The organism is Pseudomonas campi, assembly GCF_013200955.2.
In the GTDB taxonomy this organism is placed as follows: domain Bacteria; phylum Pseudomonadota; class Gammaproteobacteria; order Pseudomonadales; family Pseudomonadaceae; genus Aquipseudomonas; species Aquipseudomonas campi.
Map to the genome: position 1 here is coordinate 1,223,530 of NZ_CP053697.2, position 15,975 is coordinate 1,239,504.

Annotated in this window: 15 protein-coding genes; 6 read left to right on the forward strand and 9 right to left on the reverse strand. The window is 64.4% G+C overall.

What is annotated here, in order from left to right:
• Nucleotides 1–1,836 (forward strand): GldG family protein, encoded by a 1,836-nt coding sequence (locus HNE05_RS05535; protein ID WP_173204139.1) that lies wholly within the window; start codon nucleotides 1–3, stop codon nucleotides 1,834–1,836.
• A gap of 439 nt (nucleotides 1,837–2,275) precedes the next feature.
• Nucleotides 2,276–2,485, forward strand: coding sequence for a cold-shock protein (locus HNE05_RS05540; RefSeq protein WP_173204140.1), 210 nt, complete (start codon nucleotides 2,276–2,278; stop codon nucleotides 2,483–2,485).
• 68 nt (nucleotides 2,486–2,553) lie between these two features.
• On the opposite strand, the gene HNE05_RS05545 is transcribed toward HNE05_RS05540, so the two are convergent.
• From HNE05_RS05545 to HNE05_RS05560, 4 genes are all read right to left on the reverse strand, one after another.
• Nucleotides 2,554–2,925 carry a hypothetical protein gene (locus tag HNE05_RS05545; RefSeq protein WP_173204142.1) on the reverse strand — a complete coding sequence of 124 codons (372 nt, stop codon included), beginning with the start codon at nucleotides 2,923–2,925 and terminating at the stop codon, nucleotides 2,554–2,556.
• Nucleotides 2,926–3,201: 276 nt separating this feature from the next.
• The gene (locus tag HNE05_RS05550) at nucleotides 3,202–4,008 is read right to left on the reverse strand and encodes a putative RNA methyltransferase (protein WP_173204145.1); all 807 of its coding nucleotides are present in this window, start codon (nucleotides 4,006–4,008) and stop codon (nucleotides 3,202–3,204) included.
• Nucleotides 4,005–5,144: a succinyl-diaminopimelate desuccinylase gene (gene dapE, locus HNE05_RS05555; RefSeq protein WP_173204146.1), complete on the reverse strand. Its 1,140-nt coding sequence runs from the start codon at nucleotides 5,142–5,144 to the stop codon at nucleotides 4,005–4,007. Before dapE ends, HNE05_RS05550 begins: the two co-directional genes overlap by 4 nt.
• Before the next feature lie 160 nt (nucleotides 5,145–5,304).
• A complete protein-coding gene (locus tag HNE05_RS05560) occupies nucleotides 5,305–7,893 on the reverse strand; it encodes a glycosyltransferase (protein WP_173204147.1) in 2,589 nt (862 codons plus the stop codon).
• Between the two features lie 226 nt (nucleotides 7,894–8,119).
• On the opposite strand from HNE05_RS05560, the gene tcdA reads away from it, so the two are divergent.
• From tcdA to HNE05_RS05575, 3 genes are all read left to right on the forward strand, one after another.
• Nucleotides 8,120–8,929, forward strand: a complete 810-nt coding sequence (gene tcdA / locus HNE05_RS05565) for a tRNA cyclic N6-threonylcarbamoyladenosine(37) synthase TcdA (RefSeq protein WP_173204149.1) — start codon at nucleotides 8,120–8,122, stop codon at nucleotides 8,927–8,929.
• A gap of 369 nt (nucleotides 8,930–9,298) precedes the next feature.
• Nucleotides 9,299–10,087, forward strand: a complete 789-nt coding sequence (locus HNE05_RS05570) for a substrate-binding periplasmic protein (protein WP_240008820.1) — start codon at nucleotides 9,299–9,301, stop codon at nucleotides 10,085–10,087.
• Between the two features lie 110 nt (nucleotides 10,088–10,197).
• Nucleotides 10,198–10,659, forward strand: coding sequence for a YehS family protein (locus HNE05_RS05575; protein ID WP_173204151.1), 462 nt, complete (start codon nucleotides 10,198–10,200; stop codon nucleotides 10,657–10,659).
• A gap of 253 nt (nucleotides 10,660–10,912) precedes the next feature.
• Here the strand turns inward: HNE05_RS05575 and HNE05_RS05580 are convergent, their stop codons facing one another.
• A complete protein-coding gene (locus HNE05_RS05580) occupies nucleotides 10,913–11,719 on the reverse strand; it encodes a hypothetical protein (RefSeq protein ID WP_173204153.1) in 807 nt (268 codons plus the stop codon).
• A gap of 83 nt (nucleotides 11,720–11,802) precedes the next feature.
• Here HNE05_RS05580 and HNE05_RS05585 point away from each other — a divergent pair, with 83 nt between their 5' ends.
• Nucleotides 11,803–12,534, forward strand: a complete 732-nt coding sequence (locus HNE05_RS05585) for a helix-turn-helix domain-containing protein (protein ID WP_173204155.1) — start codon at nucleotides 11,803–11,805, stop codon at nucleotides 12,532–12,534.
• On the opposite strand, the gene HNE05_RS05590 is transcribed toward HNE05_RS05585, so the two are convergent.
• From HNE05_RS05590 to HNE05_RS05605, 4 genes are all read right to left on the reverse strand, one after another.
• Nucleotides 12,535–12,942, reverse strand: coding sequence for a SufE family protein (locus HNE05_RS05590; protein ID WP_173204157.1), 408 nt, complete (start codon nucleotides 12,940–12,942; stop codon nucleotides 12,535–12,537).
• Between the two features lie 94 nt (nucleotides 12,943–13,036).
• Complete coding sequence (locus HNE05_RS05595; RefSeq protein ID WP_173204159.1) at nucleotides 13,037–14,242, reverse strand: aminotransferase class V-fold PLP-dependent enzyme; 1,206 nt, start codon at nucleotides 14,240–14,242, stop codon at nucleotides 13,037–13,039.
• A gap of 117 nt (nucleotides 14,243–14,359) precedes the next feature.
• Nucleotides 14,360–15,394 carry a 2,3,4,5-tetrahydropyridine-2,6-dicarboxylate N-succinyltransferase gene (gene dapD / locus HNE05_RS05600; protein WP_173204161.1) on the reverse strand — a complete coding sequence of 345 codons (1,035 nt, stop codon included), beginning with the start codon at nucleotides 15,392–15,394 and terminating at the stop codon, nucleotides 14,360–14,362.
• 69 nt (nucleotides 15,395–15,463) lie between these two features.
• Entirely contained in the window at nucleotides 15,464–15,772 is a 309-nt protein-coding gene (locus HNE05_RS05605) for an arsenate reductase (protein WP_240008847.1), read from the reverse strand.
• Between the last annotated feature and the right edge of the window lie 203 nt (nucleotides 15,773–15,975).

Genomic DNA, 15,975 nt, shown 5'->3' on the forward strand with positions numbered 1-15,975 from the left:
ATGAAAAAACTGATGTATTCCGGCGCCGGCCTGCTGCTGATCGCTGTGGCCTTCCTGGCATTCAACGTGCTGTCCGGGTTGACCCTGGGCAATGCCCGGCTCGACCTGACCGAGCAGAAGCTCTACACCATCAGTGAGGGCACCAAGCAGATCCTCGGCGAGATCGAAGAGCCGATCGACCTGTACTTCTTCTACTCCGACAAGTCGGCCCGCGAGCTGGCCGTGCTGCGCAACTACGCCACCCGCGTGCAGGAGCTGCTCGAGGCCTACGAACGCGCGGCCAAGGGCAAGATCAAGTTGCATGTGATCGACCCCGAGCCGTTCTCCGAAGACGAGGACAAGGCCGCCAGTTTCGGCCTGCAGGCCGTGCCGGCGAACCAGAGCGGCGAGCAGATCTACTTCGGCCTGGCCGGCACCAATGGCCAGGACGACAAGCAGATCATCCCGTTCTTCCCGCTGGATCAGGAAGAGTTCCTCGAATACCAGGTCAGCCAACTGGTACAGAGCCTGGCCAAACCTGAGCTTCCGGTGGTCGGGCTGATGTCCGGGCTACAGATCAACGGCGGCTTCGACATGGCCAGCCGTCAGCCGACCGCGCCCTGGATGTTCATGGAACAGGCGCGTCAGCTGTTCAAGATCACCAGCCTGAAGATCGGCATCGACCAGATCCCCGATAGCGTGTCGGTACTGCTGCTGGTGCATCCCAAGCAGATGCCGGAGGCGACCCTGTACGCCATCGACCAGTTCGTCCTGCGTGGCGGCAAGTTGCTGGTGTTCGTCGACCCGTTCAGCGAGGCCGATACCGGCATGCCGATGCTGCCGGGCGATGGTGCCGACAAGGCTTCCGATCTGGAACCACTATTCAAGGCCTGGGGCCTGCGCCTGATGCCGGGCAAGGTGCTCGGCGACGGTTCCTACGCCATGGCGGTGGGCATGGGCCAGAGTCAGCGCCCGGTGCGCCATGCCGGCTGGCTGGGCCTGCCGCCGCGCGCGCTGAACCAGGACGACGTGAGTACCGCTGGCCTGGAAAGCATCAACGTCGCCACCAGCGGCATTCTCGAACCGCTCGAAGGCGCCAAGACCCAGTTCCTGCCGCTGCTGCAGAGTTCGGAATACGCCATGCCCTTCGAGGCGGCGCGTTTCGGCATGCTCGGCAACCCGGAAGAGCTACTGCGCGACTTGCAACCGACCGGCGAGCGCTATGCCATCGCCGCGCGCATCAGCGGCCCGGCGCAGTCGGCTTACCCGAACGGTATCGAAGGGCAGAAGGACGGCCTCAAGGCGGCGGACAACATCAACGTCATTGCCGTGGCCGACACCGACCTGCTCAGCGACCGCATGTGGGTGCAGGTGCAGGACTTCTTCGGCCAGCGCATGCCGCAGCCCTTCGCCGACAACGCTGGCTTTGCCATCAACGCCCTGGACAACCTGTCCGGCTCGGACGCGCTGATCAGCGTGCGCTCGCGCGGTCGCTTCAGTCGCCCGTTCGAGGTGGTCGAGGCGCTGCAGCGTGAGGCCGAGGCGCAGTTCCGGGTCAAGGAAGAAGACCTGCAGAAGCGCCTGGGCGAGACCGAGCAGAAGCTCGCCGCCCTGCAGCAGAACCAGGACCCGAGCAAGCCCATGGAGCTGACTCCGGAACAGCAGGCCACCGTGCAGCAGTTCCTCGCCGAGAAGGTGCGCATCCGCAAGGAGCTGCGTGAAGTGCGCTTCCAGCTCAACTCGAAGATCGAGGAGCTGGGGGGCGTACTCAAGTTCGTCAACATTGCCCTGGTGCCGCTGTTGCTGACCCTCGGCGTGCTGGCGCTGTGGCTGTGGCGTCGGCGCAAGGTTGCTTAAGAGGTCGTTCGCCCCGCATGAGCCAGGCGCCTTGCCTGGCTCAACGGTGGAAAACGCTGCGCGGTTTTCCACCCTACACGGACGTCCGCTTGGGTAGGGTGGATAACGCTTGGCTTATCCACTGCGGCTGACTCGGCAGGGTTCTGCCGAGCAGCGCCTGAGCCGTAGCGGCTGTTGGCGAAAAAGCTGACCGTTCTGCTCCCTGAGAAATCCTGTAAAAGCCCTGTAGGCCATATGCTGCGTGCCCTGCAGGCTGTCCTGAATTATCTCTTGGCAGGCCAAACACTTGTTTTATACTCGGTTGGCGGTTGCTTCAGGAGCACTTTCAGCATCCCGTTCCACGCCGGTCTGGTGTGTGGGCGAAGCGCGGAGGAGGGCGCCCGTGGCACCGGCGAAGTCCATCCGGGCAATAACAATAATGTGAGTCGAGGAAGTGCGAATGGCTGAGCGTGAGACTGGAACCGTCAAGTGGTTCAATGATTCCAAGGGCTATGGCTTTATTCAGCGTGGCAGCGGGCCGGACGTATTCGTCCACTACCGTGCCATCCGTGGCGAAGGCCACCGCTCGCTGGTCGAGGGTCAGCAGGTCGAGTTTTCCGTGATCCAGGGGCAGAAAGGCCTGCAGGCGGAAGACGTCTCCCAGCTCTGATCCCTACAGCTCGCAGAAAAACAAAAGGCCCGTCAGTGACGGGCCTTTTGTTTTTCCGGGGCAGCGCTTCAGTCGGTGCGCCAGATGATCTCTTCTTCGCCGTCGCTGCTGATGCGGATCCAGCGGTCGGCGGTTTCCACGCTTTCCTCTTCGTCCCAGCCGCCCGGTGCGCAGCGTACTTCCATGTTCAATGCGGCGAAGGCGGCGCGGGCGCAGGCCAGGTCGTCGGCCCAGGGCGTGGCGTCGCTTTCCAGATACAGGCTGTGCCATTTGCCCACGGCCTTTGGCAGCCAGGTGACCGGCACCTCACCGGCACGGCACTTGTAGGTCTGGCCCTGCTGGCGCCATTCGCTGACGGCGCCGATGGCCTGGCCCAGCCAGGCGGCGATGGCCTTGTGGTCGGCGTCCTTGAGGTAGATCTCGATATCGGGTTGGCGCATGAGGGTGTCCCTGGGGTCTGTTTCCGGTTCATTCGCGAGCCGCGTTGCTGCGCAAAATCTCGCCAGGCTAGGCGTGGGGCGCAGGTAATGGTGTTCCCTTGCCAAGCCCTACAACGACGCATGGCGAGATTTTGCGCGCAACCCGCAGGGCCGGGCCTGTTTTAGCGCGATGCTACGTTGCTCGACGCTTATTTGGAACGCCAAACTTCGCATCTCGCGCCTTGCCTCGCGCTAAAACAGGCTCCGGCGCGGCCGTGAATGAACCGGAAACAGACCCTATATTTTCTCGATCCAATCGTAGCGAATGGAGACAGTCACTTCGAAGTCTTCGGCGATCACCGCGGCGCGACGTTCGGCGCTGGCGCGCCAGCCGTGCGGGGTCATGGCCAGCAGGTCGGCGCGGGCCTGGCTGCTGTCCAGCTGTAGGGCAAAGCGCAGGGTTTCGCTATGGGCCAGGCGCATGCCTGGCGGAATCAGTTCGAGGTGCTTCTGCTCATCATAGTCGCGCACCTCGTCGTACAGCTTCTGCCGCAGCTGCATCAGGTGCTCGCCGGTCGGGCCCATGCGCAGCAGGCCGCCACCGGGGGCGAGCAGGCGTAGCGCTTCCTGCCAGTCCAGCGGGCTGAACACGCTGGCCAGCAGGTTGCAGCTGGCATCCGCCAGTGGCACGCGGGCCATGCTCGCCACCAGCCAGCTCAACTGCGGTGCGCGCTTGCAGGCGCGCTTGACTGCCTCGCGGGAGATATCCAGGGCATAGCCATCGGCATCCGCCAGCAACTCGGCGATTTGCGCGGTGTAGTAGCCCTCGCCACAGCCGATATCCAGCCAGCGCTGCGGCGCGCGCTCGGCGGCCAGTTCGGCCAGGCGCCGGGCCAGTGGTGCGTAGTGCCCGCCGTCGAGAAAACGTCGGCGCGCTTCGACCATGGCGGCGTTGTCGCCCGGGTCACGGCTGTTCTTGTGCTGCACCGGCAGCAGGTTCAGGTAACCCTGGCGTGCGCGGTCGAAACGGTGGTTGGCCGGGCAGGCCACGCCGTTGTCGACGAGGCTCAGAGCCTGCTGGCAGATGGGGCAGGTCAGGCTCATGCCAGTAGGTTTACCAGGGTCTGATAGTAGATTTCGGTCAGCACATCCAGGTCGCTGGCCAGCACGCGCTCGTCGATCTGGTGGATGGTGGCGTTGACCGGACCCAGCTCGACCACCTGGGTGCCGAGGGTGGCGATAAAACGCCCGTCCGAGGTACCGCCGGAAGTGGAGGGGGTGGTCTCGCGGCCGGTGACGCTGTGGATACTCGCTGCCACGGCGTCGAGCAGGTCGCCCGGCTGGGTGAGGAAGGGCAGGCCGGACAGTGCCCAGTCCAGTTCGTAGTCCAAGCCGTGCTTGTCGAGAATGGCGCGCACGCGCTGCTGCAGGCCTTCGACGGTGGACTCGGTGGAGAAGCGGAAGTTGAACACCGCTTTCAGTTCGCCGGGGATGACGTTGGTGGCGCCGGTGCCGGAGTTGAGGTTGGATACCTGGAAACTGGTCGGCGGGAAGTAGGCGTTACCATCGTCCCAGTGCTCGGCGGCCAGTGCGGCCAGGGCCGGGGCGGTCAGGTGGATGGGGTTGCGGGCCAGGTGCGGGTAGGCCACATGGCCCTGCTTGCCGTGCACGGTCAGGGTGCAGCCGAGCGAGCCGCGACGGCCGTTCTTCACCACGTCACCGACCAGGGTGGTGCTCGACGGCTCGCCGACGATGCACCAGTCCAGGCGCTCGCCGCGCTCGCGCAGGCGTTCGACCACGGCCTTGGTGCCATGGTGGGCCGGGCCTTCTTCGTCACTGGTGATGAGGAAGGTGATGGCGCCCTTGTGGTTTGGGTGGTCGGCGACGAAACGTTCGACGGCGATGATCATCGACGCCAGGCTGCCCTTCATATCTGCCGCGCCACGCCCACAGAGCATGCCTTGCTCGTCGATCAGGGCATCGAACGGCTGGTGCTGCCAGGATTGCAGCGGGCCGGTCGGCACCACGTCGGTATGCCCGGCGAAGCACAGCACCGGGCCCTCACCACCGCGATGGGCCCAGAAGTTGTCCACCTCCTCGATACGCATCGGCTCCAGCGCGAAGCCGGCGGCGGCCAGGCGGCGCATCATCAGTTCCTGGCAGCCTTCGTCGACCGGGGTCACGGAGGGGCGGCGGATCAGGTCGCAGGCGAGCTCGAGGGTGGGGGAGAGGGTGGTCATTGCAGCTCCGGAGCAGCGGAATTCAGAAAGGCCGCCATCTTAAAGCAAAACGGCGGCCCAAGGCCGCCGTTTCGATAGGGTGAGACGTAGGGTGGATCGCGCTTCATCGATCCACCGAACGCAGTCACGGTGGATGTACAAAGCGACATCCACCCTACGCTCAGGCGGTCTGTGCCACCTCTTCCTCCACCGGTTTGGGCAGGGACGACAGCAGCGCCATGATCAGCGCCGCCAGGTACGGCAGCGACTGCACCAGGAGCATGGCCACCCAGAACTTCACGTCCGAGCTGGGGAAGCCCTGGACGATGCCGATGCCGACCGCCGAACCCCATAGCAGGAGCATGATGAACACCTCCTCGCGAGCCTCGGCCAGGGCCACCAGGATGCCGTGGTTGCTGGCCATCTTCGGTGTGCGGAAGAACGGGATGGTCTTAGTGAAGGTCCCGTAGAGCACCGCCTTGGCGATCGTGTGCGACAGCGCCAGGCCGGCCAGGGCCGCCTGGAACGAGCGCACCAGGTCGACGCCCATGGCCTTGCGGTAGAGGAACAGGATCTTGCCCAGCTTGAAGAAGAACAGCGCCAGCGGCGGGATGGCGAAGATCATCAGCGGCGGGTCGACCCGCTGCGGCACGATGATCATGCCGGCCGACCAGAGCAGGGCGCCGACGGTGAAGAAGATGTTCAGGCCATCGGCGATCCACGGCAGCCAGCCGGCGACGAAGTGGTAGCGCTGGCCGGTCTTCAGTTCGGAATCCTTGCCGAGGAACAGGCTGCGCGCATGGCCCTTCATGATCTGGATGGCGCCGTAGGCCCAGCGGAAACGCTGCTTCTTGTAGTCGATGAAGGTGTCCGGCATCAGCCCCTTGCCGAAGCTCTGGTGGGCATAGGCGGCGCTATAGCCTTTCTCGAACACGCGCAGGCCCAGCTCGGCGTCTTCGCAGATGGTCCAGTCGGCCCATTTCAATTCGTCCATCACCGTGCGGCGGATCATGGTCATGGTGCCGTGCTGGATGATCGCGTCGCGGTCGTTGCGCGTCACCATGCCGATATGGAAGAAGCCCTTGTACTCGGCGTAGCAGAGCTTCTTGAAGATGTTTTCGTTGCCGTCGCGGTAGTCCTGTGGCGACTGCACCACGGCGATCTTCGGGTCGGCGAAGTGCGGCACCATGTGCTTGAGCCAGTTCTTGTCGACGCAGTAATCGGCGTCGATGACCGCCACTACTTCGGCATCGGGCGCGGTATGCGGCAGGATGTAGTTCAGCGCGCCGCCCTTGAAGCCGGCAATGGGGGCTACGTGGAAGAAGCGGAAGCGTGGGCCCAGCACTTTGCAATAGGCCTCTACGGGCTCCCAAACCGCCGGGTCCTTGGTGTTGTTGTCGATGATGATGACTTCGTAGTCCGGGTAGTCCAGCGCAGCGAGGGCGTCGAGGGTCTGTTTGACCATCTCCGGCGGCTCGTTGTAGCAGGGCACATGGACCGACACCTTGGGCCGGTAGGCGGTGTCGGTCAGCACCGGCAGGAAGGGGCGGCGGCGGGTGCGGGTCCAGGCGGTCTCGGCCAGTTCGTGGGCTTCGGTGAGCAGCACGATGAACACGCCGAAGGCGCCGATGCCGAGCAGCAGCCCGACGATGGTGCTGAACCAGGTGCTGTACTGCTGGCTGTAGTCGTAACCGATCCATACCAGCACCGAACCGCCAGCGAAGGCGACGAAGGTCAGGAAGGTGCGGCCGCGCTGGCGCAGTGCAGAGCCGTCGATCAGCATCAGGGCTAGGGTCAGCAGGGCCAGGACCACCGAGGCGATGGCCAGCAGGCGCCATTGCGGAATGGCCACCACCGGGCCCTCGAAAGCGAACTTGGCCTGGCGGTCGAGGTTGTACACGCCCCAGTAGGCACCGACCGAGCCTTCATCGCTGGCCTTCCACGGCTGGTCGAAGGCCTCGATGACGAAGTAGTTGTAGCCCTTGCCGTTCAGCGCATTGACCAGGGTGCGCAGGTAGATGGCCTGGTCTGCCTGGGAGGCCTCGGCGCCGCCGCGCATGCGGCCGTTGCTCGGCCAGCCTACTTCGGAGAGCAGCAGCGGTTTTTTCGGGAAGAGTTTCTTCAGGTCCTTGGCGCGCTCGAGGACGAACTCGGTGGAGTCCTCCATCGGCACGAATTCCCAGTACGGCAGCACGTGGGCGGCGACCAGGTCGGTGTGCTTGGCCAGCTCTGGGAATTCTTGCCAGATGTGCCACTGCTCGGAGGTGGTTACCGGTACCTTGACCGCCGCACGTACGCGGTCGATATAGGCGATCAGGTTCTCCGGCGTGATCTCGCGGCGGAACAGTGCCTCGTTACCGACCACCACGCGAACCACGCTGCGCGAGTCGTTGGCGATCTCGATGGCCTTGGCGATTTCCCGTTCGTTGCGCTCCAGATCCGGGCTGATCCAGATACCCAGGGTCACGCGCAGGCCGAATTCCTCCGCCAGCTGCGGGATGTTGGCCAGGGCGCCATCCACCGAATAGGTACGGATGTTGTCGGTGTGTTTGCTCAGCAGTTCCAGGTCGGCGCGCATTTGCGCATCGCTCGGGTAGGTATTCTGCTGAGGATTTTGTCCGGCGCGGAAGGGTGAATAGGAAAAGCCGGAGATCTGTTCCGGCCAGTCCGGGGCAGTCACGGGGCGGTTATAGAGTGCCCAGATGCCAGTGAACAGGGCGGCGACCGCCACAAAGACTGCAAGGTTGAGTCCGAATTTGCGCGTAGGCATGGCTGTTTGTCAGGTTCCGCAGGGTGGAGCAGGGGGAAAGATCCGGCGAACGCCGGTCGGCGCGCATGCTACTCCCCTGTCCGCAGGCTGTATAGGCCGCCAGCCCCGGCGCACGGGGCCTGCCGCTGGGTGGCAGGTGGTCGTGTGGGGCCTGTTTCCGATGGCTGCAGGGTGAGTCCTGCGCCGCAGGCCCCTATAATGCCGGCCGGTTTTCGAGGGTGGCGGTATGGCGACAGATGATCAGCGTTTTGGCGGCATTGCCCGGCTCTATGGCGTAGAGGGCTTGCAGCGCCTGCAGGCGGCCCATGTTGCGGTGGTTGGCATTGGCGGTGTCGGTTCCTGGGCGGCCGAAGCGCTGGCCCGTTCGGGGGTGGGCGAGATTTCCCTGTTCGACCTGGACGATGTCTGCGTCACCAACACCAATCGCCAAGTGCATGCCCTGAGCGGCACGGTAGGCAAGGCCAAGGTCGAGGTGATGGCCGAGCGCATCCGTGCCATCAATCCGGCCTGCGTGGTGCACGCGGTGGCCGATTTCGTCACCCGCGAGAATATGGCCGAGTACATCACCGAGGAACTGGACGCGGTGATCGACTGCATCGACAGCGTGACGGCCAAAGCGGCGCTGATCTCCTGGTGCAAGCGGCGCAAGATCCAGATCGTTGCCACCGGTGGTGCGGGGGGCCAGGTCGATCCGAGCAAGATCGAGATCGCCGACCTCAACAAGACCGTCAACGACCCGTTGATCGCCAAGGTGCGCTCGCTGCTGCGCCGCGACTACAACTTCTCGCGCACCCCGGGGCGCACCTACAGCATCACCTGCGTCTACTCGCGCGAGCAGCTGCGCTACCCGTTGCCCGATGGCAGCGTGTGCCTGAGCAAGGTCATGCCCGGCGACGGCACCCGCTTGGACTGCGCCGGCGGCTTCGGTTCGGCCATGATGGTAACGGCCAGCTTCGGCATGCTCGCGGCGGCGAAAATCATCGACAAACTAGTGGCCGGAGCCAGGCGACCAGCGGAGCGCCAGCGGTCGGACTGATGGCCGGACTCGACTAAGCTGAAACAACGGACAGGGAGATCATTAGGGTCTGTTGCCGTTTCGGCACAACCGCGACGGTGCCAGTTTTTGCGCGGAGCTAGGCGCGAGACGCGAAGTTTGGTCGTCCAAATGAGCCGTCGAGTAACGACGTTCCGCGCAAAAACTGGCCCGTCCCTTCGGGTTGCGTACAAAATCGCGCCAGGCGGTGTTGCGGGACTTGGCAAGGGAATGACCATTGCCTGCGTCCCGCGCCTTGCCTGGCGCGATTTTGCCCAGCAACGCGGCTTGCGCCGAAACGGCAACAGACCCTAGCCGCCAGGGACAGCATCGAGGTGTACCTGAGGGGCCAATCAATTGCGTTGTATGTGTGTGAAGACCTGGCTGGCGTTGATCTGCCTGCTGCTGCCTTTAAGTGCCGCGCAGGCGCAGCAGATCGTGCGTATCGGTACCGGTGACTGGGCGCCTTATGTCGATCAGCGCCGCGCCGATGGTGGTGCCCTTGGGCGGCTGGTCAGTGCCGTGTTTGCCGAGGCGGGCTACCGGGTCGAATACCTGTTCTATCCCTGGGACCGCAATGTCCTGATGCTCCAGCATGGCGAGCTAGACGCCATCATGCCCTACAGCTGCACGCCCAAGCGCCTGCAGTACGGCGTGTGCAGCGCGCCGCTGGTGCAGGGCGAGATCGTCCTGTTTCACCGCAAGGACCTGTCGTTCGACTGGCGTGGCCTCGATGACCTGCGGCCTTTTCGCATCGGCACCACCCTGGGTTACTCCTACGGCCCGCAGTTCGATGCGGCGTTGCAGGCGGGCAGCTTGCAAGCGCTGCAGAACAGCAAGGAGGACACCAACTTTCGCCTGCTGGAACTGGGGCGCATCGACCTGCATCCGCAGGATCGGGCGGTGGGTTACAGCATGCTGCGCCAGCGTTTCTCCGCCGCCGAACTGGCCAGCATTACCCACCATCCGCGCCAGTTGAATACCGAACCGTTGCGCCTGCTGTTTCGCAAGGATGACCCGGCGTCCCTGGCGGTGATGCGGCAGTTCGACGAAAGCCTCAGGCGTTTTGCCGAGCGCGGCGAGCTGCAGGATCTGCAGCGGGCGCTGTATAGCGGTGATCCGGATAGCTGGATGCCGACGTTGCTGGCACCGCGCGACTGAGGAAAAACCGGCTTTGACAGCAAGGCTGCACTTTTATCTGCCGTGTGGCCGGTCAGCTGCCCGTATAATCGCGCCTTTCCCGCGTCTGCCGGGCCTTACGAGATGTACCGATGATCAACAATGATGTGCTGCGCAGCCTGCGCTACCTGCTGGATGTCAGTGACGCCAAACTGGTCGAAATCTGCCAGCTGGCCGACTACTCGCTGAGCGAGGCCGATGTCGCCGCCTATCTGCTGAAGGACGATGAAGAGGGCTATGTGCCCTGCCGCGACGAGGTGCTGGCGCATTTCCTCGATGGCCTGGTGTTCTTCAAGCGCGGCAAGGATGACAGCCGCCCGGCCCTGCCGGTGGAGAAGCGCCTGACCAACAACAACATCCTGAAGAAACTGCGCGTGGCCTTCGAGCTGAAGGATGACGACATGCACGAAATTCTCCAGGCCGCCGACCTGCCAATGACCAAGGCCGAGTTGAGCGCGCTGTTCCGCAAGCCGGGACACAAGAACTTCCGCCTGTGCGGTGATCAGGTGCTGCGCAATTTCCTTCGCGGCCTGACCCAGCGCCAGCGGGGCTGACCCCGGGCCCATCTAGGCCGTAGCGGGTCGCAGGAAGTGGCCAGGCCATGCTGCGCGCAGCACCCCATGGCGTGGGCTCGGGTGTTCCTTCGACCACCCGCCTCCTCCCCGCTGAGCAGGCCGTCACTCACTAGCTGCGCTAGCTGAACCGAGCCGCAGCGCCACTGCAACGACGGACCTGCGCGTTTCGCCAGTGGAGACGGCTACAGGACTGTCGCACGTTCGGTGACGTCGAGCGCTAGCGGCCCAATAGCTAACCTCTGTATCTGCTTGCGACCAGAGGGAGCCATAGCGGCAGTACTGCGCCAGCGGATAGCACATGCTTGATGCTGTGGCCGGACAGCAGCTCGCCGCTCAGGTGGAACAGCTGTTCGTCGCCAAGCTCGAAGAGCTTGGCCAGGGCATACCAAGCCACGCACAGGCCGAGGCGCAAGCCATATCCGCCAGGCTGCGGTCGGCAGAAGGCGAGCGCAGCCAGCACCAGCATGCCGCCAGCCTGCAAGAGTACCCAGGGCAGCAGGTTGTCGCTGGCCTGCCAGGCCCACAGGCTGGCCGCTCCGCCAAGAGCGACGGCCAGCAGCACGCCACTGGCTGCCGCCAGGCCCAGGCGATCGGCGGTCGCCAGGCTCAGAATTGCGGCGAACAACACCAGCATGCCGAGGCGGTCGTAGAGCAGGTTGGGGTCGCTGGGCGACAGGTGGTAGACGCTGGAGCCGGCGAAGGTGAAAAGCAGCCCGAGGCACATCAACAGCGCCAGGCTGCGCCAGCGAGGGTCAGGCATCTGCGGCAGGCGGCTCAAGCCGAGCAGTGCGAGGAGCAGGAACGGCAGATTGCTGAGCACGTCCATGGCATGGGGAATGCCGAACAGGACACGCTGATCAGCGAAGGCGTGATAGTGCGTGGGTTGTTGCACCGCTGGGGCCAGGACTGCGGCGAGCACCAGACCGAGCCCGAACAGGCACAGTGCGAATGAGGCCGGGCTTGGTCTGTGCCAATGGCGGGGTGGGCTGGTATTCGAGTGCATGGCCTTCTCCATCAGGTCGCTGGTTGTGGCAGGCACTCTGGGTCCTTTTCGTGATTAAGTCTCTCTTCAGTGTTCTTGGTGGCGTATAAGTAGCTATCAAGTTCACTTTGGCGATACTTATGGGCGCTTCATCTGAGTTGGTACCGATCATCAAGCGTGAGCTCAAGGCGCAGCAGCTCACCTATGCGGATCTAGCCCGCGAGTTGGGCATGTCCGAGTCCAACGTCAAGCGCATGCTGGCGAAGGAAGACATGCCGCTGTCGCGGGTGGACGCTATCTGCCGCGTGTTGCACCTCGACTTTGCCGACCTGGCCCGCCAGGTCGCCGATGCCCAGCCCTTGATCAGCACCCTCAGCCTGGAGCAGGAACAGGCTGTGGTGGGCGATGAGCAACTGATGTTGGTGGCGCTCTGTGTGCTGAGTCAGTGGACCGCCGAGCAGATGCTGGCAGTCTATCGCCTGAGCGAGGCAGAGCTGATCCGCGCCCTGATTCGCCTCGACCGGCTGGGCGTCATCGAGTTGAAACCGTTGAACCGATACCGCCTCAAGCTGGCCAAGACCTTTCGCTGGCAACCCGACGGACCGGTGATGCGCTACTTCCGCAAGCATGCATTGCAGGATTACTACGCTGGCGAATTCGCTGGTAGCGACGAAGGCTTGCTGCTGGTGCACGGGCGGATCAGTCGCGCATTGGCGCCTTCGTTCGTCGAGCGCCTGCAGCGGGTGGCGCAGGAGTATGCCCAGCAGCATCTGGCCGACCAGAAGCTGCCCGAAGCCGAGCGGGAGGGCTATACGCTGGTCCTGGCGATGCGGCGCTGGGAGTTTGCGGTATTCGAGGCGTGGCGCCGCTGATTAGCCCGCCACCAACTCGCGCATGCGCTGCAGCACGGCATTCAGGCCGTTGCTGCGCGAGGGTGAGAGCTGGCGGGCCAGGCCCAGCTGGTTGAACCAGTCGGCCAGATCGAGGGCGTCCAGCTCGGCTGCCGAGAGTCCGTCGACCCGCGCCAGCAGTACGGCCAGCAGGCCACGAATCAGTCGCGCATCGCTGGTCGCGCGGAACTGCCAGCGGCTCTCCTGTATTTCACCGACCAGCCAGACCTGGCTTTCGCAGCCCGATACCCGATTGACCTCCTGCTTGTCCTCCTCGCTCAGCGGCGCCAGGCGTTCGCCCCACTGCATCAGCAGGCGCGCGCGCTGTTCCCAGCCGGGGCAGGCGGCAAAGGCGTCCAGGGCCTGCTGGGCCGGGCGAGGGAGCGTCATGCCGGTATCGCTGTTGTAGGAGCGAGCTCTGCTCGCGAAGCTTTTGGCGGGCCTGGTGTTCGCGAGCAGAGCTCGCTCCTACAGGTGTAGGCACTCATCGCAACAGCTCCAGGGCCTTGTCCAAGGCGACGAAGAAGCGCGTCAGGTCAGCGCCATCGTTGTACAGGCCGAGTGACACACGGATCGCCCCTGGCAGGCCGAGGCTTTTCAGCAGGGGCATGGCGCAGTGGTGACCGGCGCGTACGGCAATACCCTGCTCGGTGAGCAGATGGGCGAGGTCGGCGCTGTGTACCTCGGCCACGGTGAAACTGGCCAGGGCTACCTGTGGCTCGCCGATCAACTGGATACCGTCACGCGCGCTCAGGCCGGCCAGCAGCCTGGCGTGCAAGGCTGCCTCATGGCCGATCACGGCCGCCTGATCCAGGCCGGCCAGGTAATCCAGGCTGGCACCCAGGGCGATCACGCTGGAAATCGCCGGGGTGCCGGCCTCGAAGCCCAGCGGTGCCGGGCGGAAACGGGCGTGCTGATAGTCGGCCTCCAGCACCATTTCGCCGCCGAACTGCCAGTGGCGCAGTTGTGCCAGGGCCGTACCACGCCCGTAGAGCAGGCCGACACCGTCCGGGCCATACAGCTTATGGCTGGAGCAGGCATAGAAGTCGCAGCCCAGCGCCTGCACGTCGTGGCGTCCGTGCAGCACGCCCTGGGCGCCATCGACCACGCTCAGCGCGCCTTGCGCCTGGGCCAGGGCGATCAGCTCGCGCACCGGTTGCCAGCGCCCCAGCACGTTGGACAGTTGCGATACGGCCAACAGGCGGGTGCGTGGGCTGATCAGCGTGGCGGCCTGCGCCAGGTCGATCTGCCCGCAGCTATCCAGCGGCATGATCACCAGCTTGAGGCCACGGCGCAGCGCCAGTTGTTGCCAGGGCAGCAGGTTGGCGTGGTGCTCCAGGGCGCTGACGACGATCTCGTCGCCGGCGGCGAACAGAGGCTCCAGACCATAGGCCAGCAGGTTGAGGGATTCAGTGGTGCCGCGAGTGAAGATGATTTCCTCGCTGCTGGCCGCATTCAGCCACTGCGCGACCTTGCCCCGGCTGGCCTCAAAAGCGCGCGTGGCGCGCTCGCCCGGCAGGTGTTGGGCGCGGTGCACGTTGGCGGCGCCGCTGGCGTAGTAGCCGAGCAGGCTGTCGAGCATGGCCTGTGGCTTCTGCGCGGTGGCGGCGCTGTCCAGGTAGGTCTGGCCTTCGGCGTCGAGGGCCTGGATACCGGGAAAGTCGGTGCGCCAGGGGGAGTTCAGGGGCATGGGCTTCGGCACTGCTGGGAGATGTGCTGAGTATAAATAGACAGGCCGGGCATGGGCCCGGCCTGTAGCCTTCAAGCATCAAAATTGGAGTGAAGCGCAGTAGCTTCAGACCAACTTTTAGTTGTGGGCGTGCAGGGCTTCGTTCAGCTCAATCGCGGTCTTGTTGGTCTTGCACTCCACCGCGCCGCTCTGCGAGTTGCGACGGAACAGCAGGTCCGGCTGGCCAGCCAGTTCGCGGGCCTTGATCACCTGGACCAGGTTGTTCTGCTCGTCGAGCAGGGCCACCTTGGTGCCGGCGGTGATGTACAGGCCGGATTCCACGGTGCTGCGATCACCCAGCGGGATGCCGATACCGGCGTTGGCGCCGATCAGGCAGCCTTCGCCGACCGAGATGATGATGTTGCCGCCACCAGAGAGGGTGCCCATGGTCGAGCAGCCGCCGCCCAGGTCCGAGCCCTTGCCGACGAATACGCCAGCGGAAACGCGGCCTTCGATCATGCCCGGGCCTGCGGTACCGGCGTTGAAGTTGACGAAACCTTCGTGCATCACGGTGGTGCCTTCACCGATGTAGGCGCCCAGGCGCACGCGGGCGCTGTCGGCGATACGCACGCCGGCCGGCACCACGTAGTCGGTCATTTTCGGGAACTTGTCCACCGAGAACACTTCCAGCAGCTCGCCCTTCAGGCGCGCTTCCAGTTGGCGTTCGGCCAGCTCACTCAGATCGACGGCGCCCTGGCTGGTCCAGGCCACATTCTGCAGCAGCGGGAAGATACCGGTCAGGTTCAGGCCGTGTGGCTTGACCAGGCGGTGCGACAACAGGTGCAGCTTGAGGTAGGCCTCGGGGGTGCTGGTCAGGGCGATGTCGGCATCGAGGAAGGTCGCCACCAGTGGCTTGTGGCTCTCGGCCAGGCGAGTGAGCAGGGCGGCCTGGGCGGCGTCGATTCCTTTCAGGCTTTCTGCCAGTTCGGCTGCTTGCTGGGTGGTGAAGGCAATGGCCTGGTTGCCGCCGGTGTAGCCGAGCTTCTGCGCGACCTTGTCGGACAGGGCGGTGGTCGGGTGCAGCAGCGGCTGGGCGTAGAAGATTTCCAGCCAGTTGCCCTGGCGGTTCTGGGTGCCGACACCGAAGGCGATGCTGAACAGTTGGGTAGACATGGCAGTTCCTCTTGCTGAATTAGGTTGGATCAGGCCGGCGCGTCAGCAGCCAGGCGAATTCGTGGGGGCTCAGTTCAGGGCGGCGGCGTACAGCTCGGGCTTGAAGCCGACCAGGGTCTTGTCACCGAGGTCGAGCACCGGGCGCTTGATCATCGAGGGCTGGGCCAGCATCAGTTCGATGGCGCGCGCTTCGTCGAGATCGCTCTTCTGCGCCTCGTCGAGTTTGCGGAAGGTCGTGCCGGCGCGGTTCAGTACGGTTTGCCAGCCGTGCTCGGCGCACCAGTGCTGCAGGCGGGCGCGGTCGATGCCGGCGACCTTGTAGTCATGGAAGGCATAGGTGACGCCTTGCTCGTCGAGCCAGGTGCGGGCCTTCTTCATCGTGTCACACGCCTTGATGCCATACAGGCACAGGCTTTCGCTGGTTTTGCTCACTCTGCGCGCTCTCCGCAAGCGATTGAACGATCGGTGCAATCAGCCGGCAATTATGCCACGCCCGACTGCTTTCGGCCGTTTTCGGCCTGCTTTCAGTGGTTCGCCTGGAATATGGCGTCAGACGAACGGCGATTCAATATGAGACCTGG